Genomic DNA, 19,467 nt, shown 5'->3' on the forward strand with positions numbered 1-19,467 from the left:
AAATAACCCTGTCTTAAAATGAGGACAGGGTTATTTTTGTTTACTTCATCATCATATGAATAACACGTTCACGCACTCGTTGTACGCTTGTATGACTCATATTTAGCTTTGCACCATTCCAACTGAAAGGCATGCCCTCTAGTAACCAATAAAGTACTTCTTGCTCTATGTCGCCAGTTACCTTATCGATTAGATTTTGTACCATCAACAATTCGTTTTTAGTTTTGTTAATACGTACCTCGCGTGCTGCTCTAATTTGAACATGTGCATGCACTGGATCACTTGTACTTCCAACAGCTTTAGGATCGTTGCCTCAATACCATAAGTTGCCCTCCTACGGTGTGGTATAATAATGTTATAAGCACCGTCAAAGGGCATAAACCAATTCGAGTTGTAGCGTGTGAAAGACGCTTCGGCTTTTTTAATGTATAGGTAACCTTTATTTGCACAAATTAATTATTGAGTGTATCGCACGCACTTACTGTGGCGCTGGTTGACCGTCACAGTTTTTTTATTTTTAAATCTATTTCTTAGGCTATAAACTATACAAACATTGCTATCATGTCATATTGAAAATAATGTAAGTTGATTTATCCTTACACCTCCGAATTTCGTTTCTAAGGGGCACTCCATATCAAGTGACCCTTTTATAGTTTCTTTATACTCAGAATGTGCAGCAATATAAAATTGATTAACATTAATTCTCAATGGCTTTATATACACTCTTTGTTTTCTTGTTTCCGTTATTACTTTTTACTAAAAATAGCTACATCATTATATTGTTTCAAAGGTTTATCCTCCAAAAAGTCAATAATCATCTCATTAAAGATGTCTCGACGCATCGTACTTAATGGATCGAATACATTTTTGAAAAGTGCTAGTTTTGCATTTTGAATATGGTTAAAAATAGTTCTTGACCCTTTCCCTTCATCAACGCCTGTTATTACTTTACCTTCTCCTCCCATTACAAGCGTAGGTGACTGTATTTGATGCAATTGATTGGTATGGGTTGGAAACGGCGCCTTCTTCATCGCAAGAATCATCTTTTTATCAATTGAAAAAGACTCTCTTAAAATCCGCTGAGTATAAGGGTCATCCTTATAAAATTTCATCATCAGATTTATAATTGTATCGTAAGGAAGTAAACTGAATATAAAATTTGAAATTGACAATACCAACTAGCGGCAATAGTAGGCATTTCACTATAACTATTAGAAATAACGAGCTTATTTACATATGTTGGGTATTTTATTGCAAGCAATGTAGCCAATTGCCCGCCTTGTGATACACCTAGAACATGAACTTTATTAATTCCCATCACATCGAGAAAGCATTTGATATCCTCCACAATGATATGATGATTATATTCATTATTAGGAAACTCCTTTGTCGTTTCACCATGTCCTCGATAATCGGGCATAAGCATCTGATAACGTGATGAGAATGCTTCAAATTGAGGTTCCCACATTTTCCAAGATGATCCACTACCATGCAAAAAAGTATTGGCGTTCCCTGACCTTTCATTTCGTAATGAATAGTGATACCGTTTGCATTAACTTTTGGCATATTACATCCTCCTACTTTGTACTACTCTTTCGTTCTTCCCATTGATCTAAAATTTTCTTCATTTGCTCGATCACAAATTCGAAAAACTCAATACTTTCATCGATTGATGATTCAGCTCGTTCTGTGAGAACTAACTTCTTCGCTCTACGTAAATATTGCGACATCATCTCTCCCTGTATAATGTTAGTATTCAAAGACAAAGCCCAGGCTTTTGTATGCAGTTGATAGAAGTCTCGCTTGCTACCGGATATCCCTATTTTACGAAACAAAGAAATTTGAACACCCTGTCTAACAGACAACGATGCCATCCCTTTACTAATTTGCAAATCGTTCACCATATCATCGAGTGATTTTGGAGTACCTGATATCAATAAATATCCCCATATCTTTCCTAGTGACCTTGCACCACCTGTCAATTCTATATAAGTACCAAAAATCCTCTATTAATGCTTTCTGATCTTCACTTAATATTATTTTTTCCACCTTTACACTCCTTACAAATTAAATGTAAATTCGTAAGAAGGCAATCACTACTGTTAACGACCTGAAATTTCTTCCGATTAATCATTGAATAATTTCATATTCATCTGAACTCAATCCATCACTCACATCATAGTAAGGGCTGTATCCAGAAACATCGCCACTTGAATGCTTAACTCCGCCATACATTAGACCTTTTACAAAATCTCATCTTCTAATTTCTTTTGAAGATTTTTAGTTTCATAGATTTTAATAGCATCCGTTACTCGAGTATTAGCAAGGTAAACACTTCTTACCTTCGTCATTGTAGTTTACAAATGATTAAACCAATTCAAGTGTTAATGAGCCCCTTGACCGTTTCCTCCTGGTACTGGCTCCGGTGTAGATTCATGCGTTGGCTTTGGATTAGGAGTTGCTTCTCCCGCAAGCGTCCAAATATCTAAAGGTTTTAAAGTTTTAAGATTGAATGGATTGTATTTCAGGTTTTCTGCCTTGCCAAATTTAGTTATTTCTGTGAATCCCTAAACTGTTCTAAATGGTAGGATTTCGAGGAACCATATCCACCGACAAGGAGTTGAGATTTACAACACCATTCGAAAAGGATAACTTCAAAATGTGGATTTACTACTTTCTCTACTTCTGTCGTCATTTACTTAACTCCCTTCATAGATACAGTAGCATTCATTACTGTCAAGTTATTAATTATTGGTAATATAAGCAAACATATAAGCAAAAAAATATATTTTAAATAAAATATAGAAAATCATAAAAGGGGAGATTTTTTTGAATCCGTGTGAAAAAAATTGTTCATGCGAACGTTGTAATAAATGTGGTGTTCCATCAAGAGTAATAAAAGGGATAGAGTCATGTGAAATAGGTCAATTACCTACCCCAGCATACGGTAATTTTTTTCAAACTGGTTTTATAGATCTTACCAACAATCAACCTATGCCGTGGAATGGTTTAGGTGAAACCGCTGGGATATCTTTAGACCCCGATACAGTGACTATCAAAGTTACTCAGGCTGGTGTATATTACGTCGATTACCATGTAAATGTTCAGTTTTTTCCTGGTTTAGGTACTACAGCACAAACGGCAATATTCATTAATGAAGTTCAAGTCAACCCCATTCAGACCAGATATGGTGCTACCAACCAAGAGACTGACAGGGCTGAATGTTCACCGTATTCAGGAGGAACAATTATATCCATCCCTGCCAGCGGAAGAGTTCAACTTAGAAATGTAGGTCCAACCTTTAGAACTTGCGATGGAGGGGTTTTTCTAGCTGCCTCTATCAATCTGATTAAAATAAATTAATCATATAAAAATTTTAAAAAATAGACCTTATACAATTTATGAATATGGTCTATTTGGATAGAAACTTTTAAAAGAAGCCATATGTAACAGCAGCAGAGTCCCGTTTTTTAAATAGGTTTGATAGATTAGGGTTTCCTTTGTTTCCAACAGCGGAGGTATTGCCTTTTTGGGCTCCTAGCTGCTTTTCATCGGTTGCATCCCTCGACCATTTCTCGCGGCTCTTATGGATTGAGCTATATTTTATGCTTTTCAGCAAGATCAACCAGTGCAATCTTCGTGGTTTCCCACTCCTGTTTAATTTCATTTCAATTGCCATATTTAATAAACACCACATCCAACATTTTTTAATAAAAAACACCCACATTAAGTGAATGCTTTAAAACTTTTAATTTTAATACGAAATCTTACTACTTGTGCCATGTTAAAGTAGCACTTCCAACGCCCTTCGTTTTGACAAAAAATCTCTTTATTTTTTATCATGTTTCCTACTTTTTAAATAACATCATTATCGTGAGCACCAGAAACAACTATCCTCTGATATTGGCCCTATAGTTAAAATTAGCCTTACTTTAAACTTCATAATCCTCACCTCCAACTATGACCCAATCATAAACCCAGGAGGATGAAATATATGTAATTACCTCTTGCTCTCAAAACCGCACCCAACTTGGCCATCTCATCGTTTCGTGTATACTCCAATTGATTGTTTGATGCAGTTTTAAAGCAAAAGTAAAACACCTTAGAGGTGCTTGAAATTTAGATAAGTTTAGCTACTACTATGTATTATTCAGTTTTCTTTAGATCCTCTTCCACTTTTTCCCTATCATTCTTTGTTAATAGCTCAATAATTTTTTTATTTTGTTCAACTTGAATATTACTATTTAAAGCAATAATTCTTAACCATCTAAATAATAATGTTATTAAAATTATTAGTAAAAGTAAAAACAACATTTATCTATCCCACTCCCTGCATTAATCATCATCTAAATTTTCAAATAAAGGGAAATTATACCGATTTATAAAAAAGCCTTATCCCAAACCCATAATGTAAAATTTATTGACCTCAATAAATAAAATATACAAAAAAAGATCAGGCACTCATTTTAGTGAGTCCTGATCTTTTATAGGTAAGTACCAAATCCCTCATCTCTTCTAATAAACTGACTATTGTGAGACAAACGTAATTAGAAGTCTTTTTCATACTTAATCAGAATTTATATACTCTATCACCATTTTTATGGTGTATACTCATACATCCATCCTGTATAATAGTACCCCCATTTATCTTTAGACTGATAATATAAAGTTCCTCGATAGTGTTTACCCATAGTAATCATAGTATATTCATACGTTTCACCCGCATAGTACGGTATAACTGTAAAATGCATTCTTGGGTTCGTACTAGTAGAAGTTAATAGTTTTGTTTCTTGTCCTGTTGAATAGTTAATAGTTTCTGTAGAAACAGTGGAATTAACTTCTTGTGCTGATGAGCTTAATGCTCCTGGAAAAATTAACGTACCACAAACAACTAAACCAGCAACTATTTTAGATATTTTCATAACTTGTACTCCTTTTATTTTTATAATTTCTATCTAACTGTATAAATGCCATAGCATTATCACTTATCTCGCGAGTTAACTAAAGTCTATCAATACCAATGCCGATGTTACAATGGTGAGTTTCCGAAATCTCATTTTCGGTCACCACCTTTTTCCACGCAATTTTACTTATTTTTTAACCTTATACCGCCAAATTACGCCACGTACAACGCCATTTTTTTGGCGTCCAAATATTTTTTAAATGCCATAAGATACATTTTTAGTGAACCTTTTTGTTAAAATACTTGATTATTTTACTTCATTCCGTCGTAATTCACAAAAACATCCAATTCGTTAAAAATATTAGTTTGATGAACTTTATATATGATTATTTACCACGTATTTGCTGAATCAAGTTACAAACCCTATTAAACAGCAGCCGTCATTGTACTATTCTGTAAATCCATCATATGCGATTACTGAATAATGCTTTTAAACGCCTGTGCAATAAAGTTTTCTGTTTCAGTTTTCATAACTGGTGAACCAATATTTTTCATATTTGAGTCAATTTAATTTCCTACTTTTTATTTCTATGATTAGTTATACTTTCATTTTGCTTTTACTTGGAATAATTAGTTGCCCTTCTAATTTATAACCTACAGGAGTCTCCTAGTTTGCTTTAACCTCAAAGTGTGACCAAACAATATTACCTTTCCTAGATCATCTCCATGTAATAATAGCTTTTTAGCTATAGCACCGACTCTATTTAAAGTATTAACATTATTAAAGATTAAGGTGAACCAACAGCAATATCCCAAGCTTATTGTAATTTGTGATTGCTGTTTAATGTCCAAGTAACAATTTGCCCTGATCTAGTACGACCCTGAGCGATATAAAAAATTTTGTCATATTCATGTAATTGGATTAGCTAAAAAGGCTGCATTAACTAACCTTTGGAGCTGCAGCCCATGCCATTGTAGCTACTCTACACTAATTAAACTTGGATGTAATCCAGTCTCCTGAAATTGACTGCATAAAAGAAAAACCAGAATGGAGAAATCCATTCTGGTTTTAAAACTTTTCATAATCTTATTGGAGGTTTTTATCGATTTTTCACTTTATTTAGCAGCCCATATATCGATTTCTATTTTAATATCAGGTAAACCAAGTGCCGACACGTAGGCAATGGTCATTGAGGGATAAGAATCACCAAACATAGTATCCCATTTGTGATCGAAATAATCCCAATCTATTTCCTCTGTTGCCCAAATGTTTGCCTTCACAACCTGTGTGGCATCCATTCCCTCTGACGCTAAAATAATTTCGATATTTTTTAGTGTATTTGTGATTTGTTCATGTAAAGTTTTTGGTAATTGTTCATCATGTCCTACACCGATTTGTCCAGAAAATGCATACATTGTTGCATCTTTAGGAATGATTGTTATATGGCTATATTTTCCTACAGGATTTGGCACCTGTATTGGATTTTTTCGAACTAATTTTGATTTCATTGATATAATCTCCTTTAGGTTGTTATTTTTCTAAAAAAGGGCAGACTTCCCCCTTGAATATCAATTTTAGAAAAAAACAGCAGTGGAGAACCCCATACCCATACTTAAAAAACGAATAGATCTTTTTTTCATGAGAATTCTCCTCCTTTACCTAAAGTTACTTTTATTTTACCATTGCTAGCCTAGGTAATCAAATTAACAATATATTTCATAATTATATTATTTCACTTACTATTATGTTAGATTGGTGATTTACTTTCATTTCTTTATAGAGGTTACTCATTAACTAAAACCACCCATAAAGTGGTCTTTAACATATTTTTATACTACTGATTCACTTTTTCCTAGAATACGCTATCTAAATACTTTAATCAAAGCTCCCAGTTCTTGATTTCCACCATGGTTGGTACATTTTTTCCTGGGCTTAGGCATGGAGGCTAATGTAAAACATCCTCAGGTTATACGTGAACAAATAAAGAGCAAGCTACAGAAACTAATCAAACAATACAAATGAAGATTAGAATAATTTGAAATCTAGTTAAGAGCTATAAAAACCAGGTATTTTGTTAAGTGCGTGGTGTCTTTTCATCCCTTCCTTCTGCCCCATTGCTTACATGAGTTTTTTATTATCAATTATAATAGGATTTTCCCAAATAATGTTGAACTTATGATCTTCATAAAGAATAGTCATGTCATTCTGTTTTTTCAACATTACTTTGTACTGTTTGATTTTCAGTGGCAACTTTTATCATATATTTCTTCATTCAAGTATGTTTTTACATCCCTTAAAAGATTTGAATTGTCCGTATATTATGCCTACACTAGCAACAGAAAAAGCACCCATTAGAGTGCTTTTTAATTTAATTACCCTTATTTAGATCATCTGGATAAACAATTGTGTTAATTACTTCTCCGTTTGATTCGTCTTTAAAAATAACTGTAACCTTAAATTTCTCAGAATCAACACCACTAAAAAGTTGATAATACATGCCTGTTAATGCTAGTCCCATTGAAGCCATTGCGTCAAAACTATTTTCAAACTGTTCTTTATTGACAGTTAGCGTAAACTCAGTAAAGGATTTATTATATGAAACATCCTTGATTGAGGCAAAATCCTTACTAGTTTTAATTTCTTCAATCGTTTCTAAAATATCCTTTTCCATCTCTTTCATCATTTCTTTATGAACGGATTTAGACATTTTATAAGTGACCGAACCGTCATCGTTTTTAATGACTTCCTTAATCCTTTCTTTTTTCACTTCAGTAATAACAGAATCGATTTCCTGACCCTCGAAAAGGGAAGCTGGAATTGTAACCTCCACATTTAAAAGTCCTTTATCAACTTTAAATGATTCATCTTTAGTTTCTTCTGCTGCTCTATCAGCATTATCGCTTTTCTTGCCACTTTCACTCTCTTTATCTTGGCCACATGCTACTAGTAAAATACTGAATAACAATGTCAGTGGTAATATAAGTATTTTTTTCATTGTTTGAGCCCCCTTCTCCATAAATATACATAGGTTATGGAGGAAGTTCTATTGTTATTTTTAAATTCATGCACATATACCAATTTTTTGATAAAAAATAACCTCTAATCATGTAATAGGTTACATTGGTGAAGAGAATTATTAAACATGTTCACAAACAAACATCCAAAAAGTTATACCTCTGCATGTAATTTTTTCATTCAGCTTCAAATCTTTGAATTCAAGCTAGTTAGTAACCAAATAATCTTTCTTAGAACTGTTTAAAAATTACTTCGTCTTTGCTGAATCGTAATGTACAAACCGATTAGACGATCAGTGGTCATTGCACCATTCTGTAAATCCTTCAAATGTAATTCCTGAACAATGCCATCTTTAACTGCCTGTGCAATAAAATTTTCTGTTTCAGTTTTCATAGTCGGAGAGCCTGGATTCCATGTTTGTGTCAATTTTATTTCCTCCTTTGGTTTGTTTTCAACAATTACTTCAACTTTCGTTTTACAGCTATTTGGCACAATTACTTGATTTTCCAATTTATAGCCCGCTGGCATCTTCCAATTTGCTCTAGTCTCAAAATGTGGTCGATCTACTCTACCAACCCAGTCACCCCCCCAGATGATGCCTAGCTTTCTAGCAATAGCCCCTACTTGAGTGAGTGTTGTTACATCATATAAAGAATGAGGAGGACCCACAGCAATATCCCAAGCTAGCCGTGACTTATGATTGCTAGCTAAAGTCCATGTAACAATTTGTCCTGGCCTTGTACGTCCTTGTGCATAAAGATAATTTTGTCGTTCCTGTGAGCGATAAGTCTCTGTAATAAAGATATTTTTAATTCCAGCTTTAAAACACTCCTGAAATAATAATCGGCAAGCAGTTTGCGCAGCAGGTAATAACTCAGTTAATTCTCTGCAAGTGGTCGTTACGCTTGAACTCATTTACTATGTCCTCCCTCTATAAATGTTGATATATCAACGGTCTGACCCGTTTTTAAAAATGATGAAAATATTTTTTCACCGCATAGTACATATAGTCTTTTCTAGTTCTTCAATTCATTGTCATTTGGTGAGTACGCTTCGCTAAAGTTAATTGAAAAAAATTAACTTTTAATTCCACTATATGATGCACTAATGGATCTCTGCGATGCTTATGACGACTCACCCTCCCATGTCTCTTGGCGTCTAGCGCATACATTCCTTCGTTCGGTCTATTCATAAGGCAGAGGCTGGCGATGCTCCTTAAGGGACTCGTAGTCTTATGGTGAAAATAATGCCGGCTTCTCCGTGTCATCCTTCTGTTAGAGGTCGAGTTCTGATTGCTTAGGCTGCCTCTCCGAGACAATAAAGGTCTTTCATCATTTGGCTCACATCAAAATGTACTTTCTTCTTGCACAAGGTGTGTAAAATCTTCAGTAACTTTCCACAGAGCACGACAATCGATTGTTTCTTTCGAAGTGGATTGATGGTGCGTGTAGTGTAATAATCATGTAATTGCTTAAAGGCCTCATTATGACGAATTAACGGGATCATGACACGGAATAAAAGAGCTCGAAGTTTTCTTCTACCACGCTTAGAAATCCGTTTTTTTCCTTTATGCTGTCCAGAAGAGTTTTCACGTAATGTGAGTCCCGCTAGTTTGATTAATTGGCGTGGATGCTCATATTGTGTAAGAGAACCAACTTCGGAAAGCAGCTCGACAATTGTTACGTCTCCGATTCCAGGTACTGATGCTAAATACGCATAATCCGTCATTTGTTTTGCCAGTTCTATAAGCTGGGCTGTTAATTCATCAAGCTGAGCTTGCATCAATTGATACTGGGAAAGTAGTGTAGCGATTTCAATGCGTGCCATCACTAAGCCTTCTGTCAGTCCAATCGAGCTTTGTGCCACCTCGACTAATTGTTTTGCCTTTGGTAGCTGTGGACTTTTCATCCCATCTACTTGGCGGTATAAAAGTAATAATTCTTCTGGCGTTTTCCCTTGAATGTCCATCGGCAGTGGTGTCTTTTCAAGCGCCGCATACGCCATTTTCCCGAAGTTTTTAAATACCTGTGTAAACTCAGGAAAAAAGCGATCTAACCAACGGATCATTCGATTTTGTAAGGCATTTACATCTTCTTGGATTTTGGCACGCAAGGTTGTACCATTACGCAATTCAGCTTCCACGCCTTCTAGAATACGTGGGTAACTAAACCGTCCATCTCGCATTAAACGTGCAATGACGAGCGCATCCTTTTGGTCATTCTTTGTTTGAAGATTGTCATCTAGCTCTTTGGAACGATTGACATGATGAGGATTCACCATGATAAATGGAATTCCGTGTGCTTGCAGATAGGCAGCGAGATTCATCCAGTAGTGACCTGTGGGCTCGAAACCGACAAGAATTTCACTTTTTTCATGGGTAGCACGTAAAGCCAGTAATCTTTCATAAAAAGCATCGAAACCTTCTCTTGTTTGCGAGAAAGGGAACGATTTATGGAGCACGCGTCCTCTTTCATCAACCGCGCATGCATAATGTGTATGCTTGGCAATATCGATACCGATGACGAGTGTTTTTTCAGAGACTTGATTAATCTTTTGGTTCCTATTAGAATTCATAAAAGGAGTCCTCCTGTGTGATAGTGGGTCAATGGCTGTTGACACTCATGCATCATACAAGAGGGCTTTTCTGATTTCAAGCCCCTGAAAATCCTTCTAACAGGAATGCTCCTTTTTGGTTTTAAATATTCTTTCAATTTCTTAATAGAAACAAATCCCTATCAATTATATCTTTTTCCCCATCACACTTAAACACTTTAAAGGAATTTTATGTTAAAATTACATCATAATGCCAAATAAAAAAGCACCCTCTTTAGAGAATACAACTTCAGAACAAAAACCTTTTCTCTATCATCCGAGCTATATTATTTAACAATTTGTCACTTCTAGATTTAGAAGTGATTTTTTGTTTATCTTATTATTAATAAGCCAATACTAAACAATATTAGGTTTATTACTATGAACAATGATTAGCCCCATCTATCCCCTGTGTTCATAGTAATGAACCATAATCCGATTCGACACATACCATTGGGAGGATACATATGAATAAACATCCTTTATCCCTTTTCATAATCATAGTTAGTACATTCTTATTATCAGGTTGCTGGGATATTAATGAACCTCAAAGGATGTATTATATTAATGCTGTTGGTGTTGATTTTAAGGATAATCTGTATGAAGTGTATGTTCAATTTATTAATTTTGATGACGTGGCGAAATCAGAACAGCCAAATCCTAATATTGTACCAGCAGAGATAGGCTATGCAAAAGGAAGAACAGTGGATGAGGCTATATACAAATTATATAATTCAAGTGATCAAAAGATTTTTTGGGGACATATGAGATATATGGTCTTCTCAGAAAGTGCTTTAGAGGATGAGCGAGGTATTCCAGCGATTGATACATTTATTCGTTATAGAGATACTCGGTATCAAATTTGGGTCTATTGTACAAAAGATCCTATGAATGAAATATTGCTCACAACGCCACTATTAGAAGGTTCGCATGCTGTTTCAAAATTAAGTAATCCTATAAATCCGACTAGAAATGAAACATTTATATTACCAAGAAACCTGAGAGACATAGTCATTGGATTAAATGAACCAAGCCATGAAATTAATCTCCCCTATGTAACAATGAAAAAAGATTGGGCAACATCAAAGGAAGCCACAGAAGAAACATTCTTTTCAGGTATTGGTATATTATCAAAAGATGGCTTTAAAGGAAGTATAGAGAATGTTTCTGCAAGAGGATTTCAGTGGACTCACAATGAGACAAAACAAGGAGAACTTACTATTAAATTAGATAATCATGAAGATTATTTATCTGTAAGTATTGAAAAGCTTAAAATTATAGTGGAACCCATCATAAAAAATGAAAAGCAGGTTTCATTTGAATTTCATATAAATATTAATGCTACAATCAATGGATATAAAACAAAAGTTACGACAGATGAATTAAGAAAAAAAATAAAAAAAGAAATGAGAAAAGAAATACGAGAAACGTATAGAGAGGGGCTAAAATTAGACGCAGATATATATCGTCTATCAGAAGTACTCTATAGAGATAACGTAAAAATGTGGAAAAGGTTAGAGAAAAATGGAAAGATCCCATTAACAGAGAATTCAATTCGTAAGATCAATATCCATATCAATAAAATAAACCCAGGAAGAAAAACATTTGCTGAAACAATAAAAGAATAAATGAAATATAATCAGAGAAAAATTACCAAAGTACTTATCAAGCCTTTACAACCACAAAAAGGACCAGGTTCAAAATTTAATTGAACGCTGGTCCTTAATAATTGTTTTTACATCATGAATCGATTCAATTGAGGCACTTAAGATATTTCATAGTATGTACTCCTTTTTATTTATTTATAGTCTATTTTTTAAACAAGTGCTCATTCTATAAATACTATTCATATTTTCTTACCTTTGGGTTATTTCTAGCCTATCAATAGTTATACCGAAATTTCAATTGTGGATTTCCGAAAGTAAACCTTTCGGACACCGATTATTTTCTTTCGGTTTATGTTGAACACTTCATGTTTTCACTATGCTTTATATCTAGGTTTCCTCAAAAAAATGACTAGGCTCAAAATTGAATGCCTAGTCACTTTTTCATTGATTCATGACATCATTAGATTATCATATAGCTCTATACAAAATCTGAACAATAAAAGGCAATTTAAGCCAAAAATTGTTTACAATAACTAAAGAGATGACAATTAATCACACGAAGAACCTCCGTCTGATGAGTCACTGTAATTTGAAGTGTTGTCTGAACAATGATTATTGTTGTTGTCTTGTAAAGAAAATACTGAACCCGTTGAAATAAAATCTGTTGTACCAGTGCCTGAATGTCCAGATCGGCTTTTTGCATTAACAATATGTTTTGACTTCTTTATGTTGAGTAAAAATCCCACTAAAAGAATCATGACCACACTTACAACAATAAATTCCATTCTTTCCCCTCCCTGCGAATTCATTAATTTTTTTGAAACATTATATTCAATTCATCTCTTCATCGTTATCGTTATCGTTAATTGGTTTGATATTGATATTAAGCTTAATGCCTCACTAAATGGTTTTAAAGGCAAAGTAGTCTCCAAGGAAATTAGGGAGAAGATCACAAAACAAATAAAAAAAGAAGTAATGGAAACTTATGAGGAAGGATTACAAATAGACACTGATATTTAACGTTTATCTGAATATCTTTATCGTTAAAACGTGAAAGTGTGGAAAAATTTAGAGAAGGATGGGAAAATTCCATTGACGAAAGATTCAATCAGTAAACTAGCTGTCCATGTCATCAAAATTAATCCTGGAAGAAAAACGTTTGCTGAAACAATAAAAGAGTAAGTAAAATTGCATTACCAAAGCCCCTCTAAGGAACTTTGGTGATGCATCGTTTTTTAGCCGTTGATTTTCAGTTGTTTTATATCCTCTATCAGCATGTCAACATTTTCTTTTTTTGTCGCCCAGCTCGTACAAAATCTTACAACACTAAAATTAGCATCGATCTGTTCCCACATTGAAAAGGCATATTTTCCACTTAATTTAGCAAGCATATCGTTTGATAAAATTGGAAATTGTTGATTTGTTTTAGAATCATATCGTAGAGAAAACCCATTTTCAACAAATGCTTCTCGAATCTTCATTGCCAATGCTACAGCATGACTAGAAATCTCATAGTATAAGCCATTCTCAAATAATGTCTCAAACTGAATTCCTAATAATCTTCCTTTAGCCAATAATCCACCTTTTTGTTTGATTAAGTATCGAAAATCCCTTTTTAAGTCCTCATTTATGATAACGACTGCTTCCCCAAATAATGCACCTATTTTGGTACCCCCAATATAAAACACGTCGCAAAGCCTCGCAATATCCACTAGCGATAAATCGTTATCCTTAGAAGCCAATCCATACCCTAATCTTGCACCATCCATAAATAAAGGTATACCACACTCACGGCAAATTTTACTTAATTCTCCCAATTCCTTTTTACTATATGTCGTTCCATTTTCTGTAGGATGAGAAATATAAACTAAGGCTGGCTGCACCATATGTTCATGAGTAGCATCGTTCCAATGGGTATCAAATAATTCTTTTACCTGTATTGCTTGAATTTTTCCATCTTCACTCGGAACGGTCAGCACTTTATGGCCCGTTGCTTCAATTGCCCCTGATTCATGAACAGCTATATGACCTGTTTTTGCTGCAACAACGCCTTGATGAGGACGCAAAATTGAAGCAATAACGGTAGTATTTGTCTGTGTTCCCCCTACTAAAAAGTGTATATCTGCATTGTCTATACCACACTCTTTTTTAATATAAGCTCTTGCTTTTTCACAATGCTCATCCATTCCATATCCAGGAGACTGTTCTTCATTCGTTTCCACGATTCTTTTTAGTATATGTAGATGGGCACCTTCTGCGTAATCATTTTCAAAACGTATCATTCAAATCCCCCAATTTATCTAATTTTTGCTGAATCAACATCATAGAAGAATGAACTTCTTTTATTTCCTTCTGTGAAAGACCATGAAACAATTTAACAATTTGCTCATCCGATTTTTTATTTAGCTGCTTAAATAAATCAATCCCCTTTGGTGTTAAACTAATAAGGCTTGTTCTGCTATCAGCTGTTGAAGCCTTTTTACGAATGACACCATCTCTACCTAGCTTGGCAATAATTCTACTCATATAACTTCGATCAATATCAAGCTTCTCAACTAAATTATTTGCTATACACTGTTCCATAAATCCAATTTCTAGAATAATCCTTGCCTCAGTAAATGAATAATCGGTATTTAGCACATGACTATCCAATAAATTTAACAGCTTTGTATAAAAGCGATTAAATTTCCGAATATCAGAGACAATATTGTTATCTTCTAAGCGCATTAAGAGGCTCCTTTTTAGTGGATTTTGTCAACTATATTTCATTTAGTGGACTTTGTCAACTTTTAAAAAGATTAGAAAAAATCAAAAGAGCATGCTTTGAAATAAAAATTAGTCAAAGCATACTCTTATTTTAATGTGGTAAATTTTATTATTTTTAAAATCTATAGATATATCAAATGAAATCTTCACTAAGCGTTAGCTCTTCCTACTATTTAGAGTAGAACTCTTCAACCATCTTTAGTAGCTTAGAAAGCGTTTTCCAATTACGGACAGTTGCTGGAATACCCAAGATATCTAATTTGCTGCCAATTTTTGAATTTCGAATACTGTCATAAAATAAAAGATAGACATCTCTTCCCTGGATCACAGCAAGTTCCTTTGTATTTGTAAAAGATAAATACTTCTCACTATCGGCCATTGCAGGTGAGGCTGGCAGGAAAGCAACATGTAAACACTCCCCCTTACATGAAGTGATTGCTTCGATAATTTTTTGCTTTGAAAAAGGGCATTGCCGCACGATTTGTCGTAATTCTTCAGCCGTTCGAATGACAACTGTAGCGAATATTCCAAAATCCTCATTAATTTTATTTTGAATTTTCTTTTGTAAATCTTCCTCATATTCATTTGATTCAAAAATGATATTTCCACTTTGAATATATGTCCTTATATTCTGTAATGCAAGTTGATTAAGAGAGTTTTTTAATTGTGCCATTATGATTTTATTATGGCCCCCTACATTAATTCCTTTAAGTAATGCAATATATATCGTCATATCATTCTCCCTTTCTCTTAGGAACATATCAATTGATAATCAAGTATAGCTTTAACCAAAAAGATACCTGCATTTTCACAAAATCTACGTCAGAATGCTCTTCATCTACAATTGCATTAACTACTTCATACTTACATCTAATCGATATAAAATTTTTAAAACTAGATAAGAATTGTTCATTAATATTACAGACAATGGCTGAAGCGACGCTAGTTACGTTTATTTTTCTATTTTTCAGCCCTTGATATCTCCTTCATACTCTAAATGCACATAAGAAAAAACAGGTGAATTCATTGTTAATTACCTACCTTTTGATTATTTTATCATTAAAAAAAATACGGTGATATCCCCAAGATTTTTGTGGTGAATGGTAAAAGACCAGGTGCACAATTTTCTGTGATCACCTGGCCTTTTTATGCGTGTTCGTTTGTTAAACCTTGACAATAATAGAGTAACACATCATCCTAAACAAATTCTGAACAAATAAAGTTAAATGATACTAAGATTAATTATTTTGATGATGTAAAACAAAGTGAAGCATGATGACATTCACACATATCTTCATTTCTACATTTGTATCAATTATTTGTTTCTTATTGAAATCTATAAGTTCTTTTTCTTTAACATTGATAATTTTTGATAAAGTTTCGGTAGTTAACCTATAATTTGATAACAAATCATTTAAAATTAAGGTTACCCTTTCTTTAGCATCAAAACCTTCAAATCCAAAATTTAACATAGTCAATTTGTTCTCAATATTTTCTTGTTGTTTATTCGTAATATTACCTTTACGATTTAATAAATTTTCCAACTCATTTATAGATAAATCTAATATTTTAGAAAGTTGTTGATGATTGAAGTTAAACTTTTCAGCTAGTTTTTGAATGTCTTCTATAAGATAATCGAATGGTGATGAGTTTGAAACGAAAGTTACTTCTATACTATCTCTGAATTCCCCCAAAAATTAACACCTCCGTATCCTAATTAAATATTTGTTCACTTACTATACTAATATACACTAAAATTTCAATAATTATATAATTCATAAGTTAAACACCATTTAAAATGCACATAGCATAAAACTTAGTTTAAATGGATTTTAATAAAACTTACCTTTTAATAGACTTCATACTAGAATTTCTGTAGCCTGCCAATGCCCCTTCAGCATTAGAACAAAAAATCCATGGATTACTGAAAGCTTATTAGACAATCAGGGAAATTAAATGAGCTTTCAGGAAGTTATAAATCCAGGAAATAATTTTTTTGAATTAGTTGGAGGGATAATAAATGCTGAAATTTATGGACGATTTAACTCGCACTATTCTTGCTATATTTAAATTAATTGGTTATTTATTAGCGGGTGTATTAATTGTAGGAGTTCCCCTTATTTTAATTGCTAAATTTTTCGAGTTGTTTCATTAAATAGATTGTTATTTCATAATAAAACCCTCCACAACTATCGTGGAAGGCAAAAATCTCAAGCACTTATGGACATTTAACCCTCATCTAACTGAACACATAAAATGCAGTTGCTGTTGATTCACTTACCTATAAGAATCATGGGTAGGATGAAATAAATCTTCATCCGCTTTTCTAACAACTGAAAAATGATCCACATTGTAATGGCCATGGAGCGTATTATTATGATGTTTAATAATTTGTTCTGCGCTTAAAACATCATTATCTGTTGTTGAATGTCCATCCCCAACTAAGGTAACGTCCATTCCATTAACAGTTGCGGTTCTTACTGCACTATCAATACAATGTTGCGTGGAGCAGCCCATCACAACAATATGTTCTGTTTCTAGAGATTGGAGGTATTCTAGAAGTTTCGTACCATAGAAGCAATTGGTAGCCATTTTATCAAAGAGTTTTGCATAGCTAGGAACATTTATGCCATTATGGATTTCGAATCCTTCGCCAGTGCCTCCTGCTACGTCAAGATCCCTGATAAATACTATAGGAATATTTGCTTTTGATGCTTTGTCAATGACAAGATTAATATTATGGATTAGCTGATCCTTCTGAAAAACAGCCTTTTCTTCATGATTCCCATCTAATAGGGCTTGTTGGACATCAATAATTACTAATACCTGATTCATCGATTTTCCCCTTTCAAATTGAGGAAAACGCTTTAGTTATCAGTTAAACGTCTTCCCCTTTTATATTCACTAGCATTATTTTTAATTACCATAATATCTCCCCCTAATTTAGATTCTCAAGCAAGTAGAGTTTAACATAATATTCTACTAAAGGGAACTTGCGCTATATCAATTATACCTCGGCATAATTGCGTCCGGAATCGACTTTGTGCTTAGGCCTGCGTGATGCAGGTCAGTTAGCCGTTATCGCATGAATGCGATGATTTTAGGCTAACATCCTTTATTAACTCCTTTTCGATTCGCATTCATCTCAGACCTATAGAAGTGGGAGCTTCTGTATCTGGCGCTACGCTTTCGATACAAAAAACATGTGCTGAAAGAAGTTAAAAGGTATGAAATTCTTGACAAAAAAATTTTTTTATGCAATAATTTACTTTTATAGATTAAATTTATATAATAAGATTCTCCTGGCCAGGGGAATCTTATTTTTTTTTGAAGGAGTGTATTTACTTGAAGAAAAGTGAATCCAGTTTAACATCATTAATCGCTGCATTTAGCAGAGCCTATCATAGTCAAAATGATGCCCCTAAAATTTTTGATGACTATCTTGCAAAAGATTTAATCACAAAGCATGAGTTTAATAATATCCAAGAAAATATGGTACAAGGCATACAATTCTTTAACAAAAATATAGCAGAAAAATTAAAGGGAGATTCAGAAGAGCTCCTAAAATGGATAGTCCAAGTACAACTCTCCCCTACTCCATTAGCCCGTGCCGCTTATTGTGAAAAAGTTCTTTTAAATGAAGTTAGATTGGGTGTACAGCAATATGTAATTCTCGGTGCAGGTTTAGATACTTTTAGCCTAAGACATCCAGAATTAGATAGCACTTTGGAAATCTTTGAAATAGATCATCCTGCAACCCAGGAATTTAAAAAGAATCGATTAGATTTCGCTAATTTCAAGCTACCTAATAACCTTCATTTTGTACCAATGGATTTTACAAAGGAATTTTCCTATCTGTATCTAATGGAGAGTGGCTTTAACAACAAAAAAACTTTCTTTAGCCTCTTAGGAGTTTCATATTATTTAACAAAAGAGGAAATTTCAAACTTGCTCAATCATTTGTTTGCAAATTTGCCATCAGGAAGCTCAATCGTAATGGATTATGCAGATGAAAACTTATTTAAAGAAAAAGGTATCTCTGATCGAGTGAGCAATATGGTAAAAATGGCGGCTGCGAGTGGTGAACCTATGAAGTCATGCTTTACTTATAGTGAAATGGAATTGCTCTTAGAAAAATCAAATCTACTTATTTATGAGCATATATCACCTAAAGCTATTCAAAATCTTTATTTCAAGAAACGCAAGGATTATCTAACTGCCTTTGAAACGATACATTATATCCATGCAGTGAAAAAATAACGTTAATTCAATTTGCAGAAAAATTGGTTTTGAAAAATCTTTTGTTAGAAGGTTTAAAGTAAGTAATTTCTAGTTAATTTTTATTTTATTTCTCAGGCAATTAACTATACAAAAATAGCGTTCTTCTCATATTACTAGTAATGTAAGCTGGTTTAGTCTTACACCTCCGAGCTTTGTTACTATGGGTCACTTATTATTATAAGTGACCCACTTTATTGAAATCTCCTCGAAAGTTAAATTCTTTATTCCCCACAATCTTATGACTACCCTCAATTGTATTACTATCATAATCGTGCCTCCAAAATACAAGCCATTTTCTACAT

At 33.6% G+C, this 19,467-nt stretch carries 22 protein-coding genes; 5 read left to right on the plus strand and 17 right to left on the minus strand.

The features are described from left to right. Positions 1–40: 40 nt before the first annotated feature. The 5 genes from QNH24_RS14075 to QNH24_RS14095 form a co-directional block, all read right to left on the minus strand. The gene (locus QNH24_RS14075; protein ID WP_283868208.1) at positions 41–274 is read right to left on the minus strand and encodes a hypothetical protein; all 234 of its coding nucleotides are present in this window, start codon (positions 272–274) and stop codon (positions 41–43) included. Positions 275–746: 472 nt separating this feature from the next. Continuing rightward, positions 747–1,031 (minus strand): hypothetical protein, encoded by a 285-nt coding sequence (locus QNH24_RS14080; protein WP_283868209.1) that lies wholly within the window; start codon positions 1,029–1,031, stop codon positions 747–749. 89 nt (positions 1,032–1,120) lie between these two features. Beyond that, positions 1,121–1,468 (minus strand): alpha/beta fold hydrolase, encoded by a 348-nt coding sequence (locus tag QNH24_RS14085; protein ID WP_283868210.1) that lies wholly within the window; start codon positions 1,466–1,468, stop codon positions 1,121–1,123. A 109-nt stretch (positions 1,469–1,577) separates the two neighbouring features. Next, on the minus strand, positions 1,578–1,937 hold the full coding sequence (locus QNH24_RS14090) for a hypothetical protein (protein WP_283868211.1): 360 nt from the start codon (positions 1,935–1,937) through the stop codon (positions 1,578–1,580). A gap of 614 nt (positions 1,938–2,551) precedes the next feature. Then, positions 2,552–2,695 (minus strand): hypothetical protein, encoded by a 144-nt coding sequence (locus tag QNH24_RS14095; protein ID WP_283872956.1) that lies wholly within the window; start codon positions 2,693–2,695, stop codon positions 2,552–2,554. Positions 2,696–2,829: 134 nt separating this feature from the next. Here QNH24_RS14095 and QNH24_RS14100 point away from each other — a divergent pair, with 134 nt between their 5' ends. Then, positions 2,830–3,363 carry a hypothetical protein gene (locus QNH24_RS14100; RefSeq protein WP_283868212.1) on the plus strand — a complete coding sequence of 178 codons (534 nt, stop codon included), beginning with the start codon at positions 2,830–2,832 and terminating at the stop codon, positions 3,361–3,363. A 67-nt stretch (positions 3,364–3,430) separates the two neighbouring features. On the opposite strand, the gene QNH24_RS14105 is transcribed toward QNH24_RS14100, so the two are convergent. The 3 genes from QNH24_RS14105 to QNH24_RS14115 all read right to left on the minus strand — a co-directional run bounded on the left by QNH24_RS14105 (position 3,431) and on the right by QNH24_RS14115 (position 6,412). Then, entirely contained in the window at positions 3,431–3,679 is a 249-nt protein-coding gene (locus QNH24_RS14105; protein ID WP_283868213.1) for a hypothetical protein, read from the minus strand. Between the two features lie 919 nt (positions 3,680–4,598). After that, a complete protein-coding gene (locus QNH24_RS14110; protein ID WP_054770744.1) occupies positions 4,599–4,922 on the minus strand; it encodes a hypothetical protein in 324 nt (107 codons plus the stop codon). A gap of 1,097 nt (positions 4,923–6,019) precedes the next feature. Next, positions 6,020–6,412 (minus strand): RidA family protein, encoded by a 393-nt coding sequence (locus QNH24_RS14115; protein WP_283868215.1) that lies wholly within the window; start codon positions 6,410–6,412, stop codon positions 6,020–6,022. Positions 6,413–6,815: 403 nt separating this feature from the next. On the opposite strand from QNH24_RS14115, the gene QNH24_RS26380 reads away from it, so the two are divergent. Then, positions 6,816–6,926, plus strand: a complete 111-nt coding sequence (locus QNH24_RS26380) for a hypothetical protein (RefSeq protein WP_488259936.1) — start codon at positions 6,816–6,818, stop codon at positions 6,924–6,926. A 346-nt stretch (positions 6,927–7,272) separates the two neighbouring features. Here QNH24_RS26380 and QNH24_RS14120 read toward each other — a convergent pair whose 3' ends face one another. The 3 genes from QNH24_RS14120 to QNH24_RS14130 form a co-directional block, all read right to left on the minus strand. Beyond that, positions 7,273–7,899 carry a hypothetical protein gene (locus tag QNH24_RS14120; protein WP_283868216.1) on the minus strand — a complete coding sequence of 209 codons (627 nt, stop codon included), beginning with the start codon at positions 7,897–7,899 and terminating at the stop codon, positions 7,273–7,275. A gap of 260 nt (positions 7,900–8,159) precedes the next feature. Next, on the minus strand, positions 8,160–8,834 hold the full coding sequence (locus tag QNH24_RS14125; protein WP_283868217.1) for a M15 family metallopeptidase: 675 nt from the start codon (positions 8,832–8,834) through the stop codon (positions 8,160–8,162). Positions 8,835–9,215: 381 nt separating this feature from the next. Next, positions 9,216–10,493, minus strand: coding sequence for an IS110 family RNA-guided transposase (locus QNH24_RS14130; RefSeq protein ID WP_283868218.1), 1,278 nt, complete (start codon positions 10,491–10,493; stop codon positions 9,216–9,218). A 485-nt stretch (positions 10,494–10,978) separates the two neighbouring features. Here QNH24_RS14130 and QNH24_RS14135 point away from each other — a divergent pair, with 485 nt between their 5' ends. Next, positions 10,979–12,139, plus strand: coding sequence for a Ger(x)C family spore germination protein (locus QNH24_RS14135; RefSeq protein ID WP_283868219.1), 1,161 nt, complete (start codon positions 10,979–10,981; stop codon positions 12,137–12,139). A 527-nt stretch (positions 12,140–12,666) separates the two neighbouring features. On the opposite strand, the gene QNH24_RS14140 is transcribed toward QNH24_RS14135, so the two are convergent. From QNH24_RS14140 to QNH24_RS14165, 5 genes are all read right to left on the minus strand, one after another. Further along, entirely contained in the window at positions 12,667–12,903 is a 237-nt protein-coding gene (locus QNH24_RS14140; RefSeq protein WP_283872958.1) for a hypothetical protein, read from the minus strand. Positions 12,904–13,353: 450 nt separating this feature from the next. Then, the gene (locus QNH24_RS14150; protein ID WP_283868220.1) at positions 13,354–14,400 is read right to left on the minus strand and encodes a threonine aldolase family protein; all 1,047 of its coding nucleotides are present in this window, start codon (positions 14,398–14,400) and stop codon (positions 13,354–13,356) included. Next, entirely contained in the window at positions 14,387–14,845 is a 459-nt protein-coding gene (locus tag QNH24_RS14155) for a MarR family winged helix-turn-helix transcriptional regulator (protein WP_283868221.1), read from the minus strand. Before QNH24_RS14155 ends, QNH24_RS14150 begins: the two co-directional genes overlap by 14 nt. Before the next feature lie 208 nt (positions 14,846–15,053). Next, positions 15,054–15,617, minus strand: a complete 564-nt coding sequence (locus QNH24_RS14160) for a DUF1697 domain-containing protein (RefSeq protein WP_283868222.1) — start codon at positions 15,615–15,617, stop codon at positions 15,054–15,056. A gap of 505 nt (positions 15,618–16,122) precedes the next feature. Beyond that, positions 16,123–16,578 (minus strand): HTH domain-containing protein, encoded by a 456-nt coding sequence (locus QNH24_RS14165; RefSeq protein ID WP_283868223.1) that lies wholly within the window; start codon positions 16,576–16,578, stop codon positions 16,123–16,125. A 326-nt stretch (positions 16,579–16,904) separates the two neighbouring features. Between QNH24_RS14165 and QNH24_RS14170 the strand changes: the two genes are divergently transcribed. Then, positions 16,905–17,039 carry a hypothetical protein gene (locus QNH24_RS14170; RefSeq protein ID WP_283868224.1) on the plus strand — a complete coding sequence of 45 codons (135 nt, stop codon included), beginning with the start codon at positions 16,905–16,907 and terminating at the stop codon, positions 17,037–17,039. A 122-nt stretch (positions 17,040–17,161) separates the two neighbouring features. Here the strand turns inward: QNH24_RS14170 and QNH24_RS14175 are convergent, their stop codons facing one another. Beyond that, a complete protein-coding gene (locus tag QNH24_RS14175) occupies positions 17,162–17,719 on the minus strand; it encodes a cysteine hydrolase family protein (RefSeq protein WP_283868225.1) in 558 nt (185 codons plus the stop codon). 510 nt (positions 17,720–18,229) lie between these two features. Here QNH24_RS14175 and QNH24_RS14180 point away from each other — a divergent pair. After that, positions 18,230–19,144: a class I SAM-dependent methyltransferase gene (locus QNH24_RS14180; protein WP_283868226.1), complete on the plus strand. Its 915-nt coding sequence runs from the start codon at positions 18,230–18,232 to the stop codon at positions 19,142–19,144. The last annotated feature ends 323 nt before the right edge of the window (positions 19,145–19,467 follow it).

The sequence above is a fragment of the Lysinibacillus pakistanensis genome (genome assembly GCF_030123245.1).
GTDB lineage: Bacteria > Bacillota > Bacilli > Bacillales_A > Planococcaceae > Lysinibacillus > Lysinibacillus pakistanensis.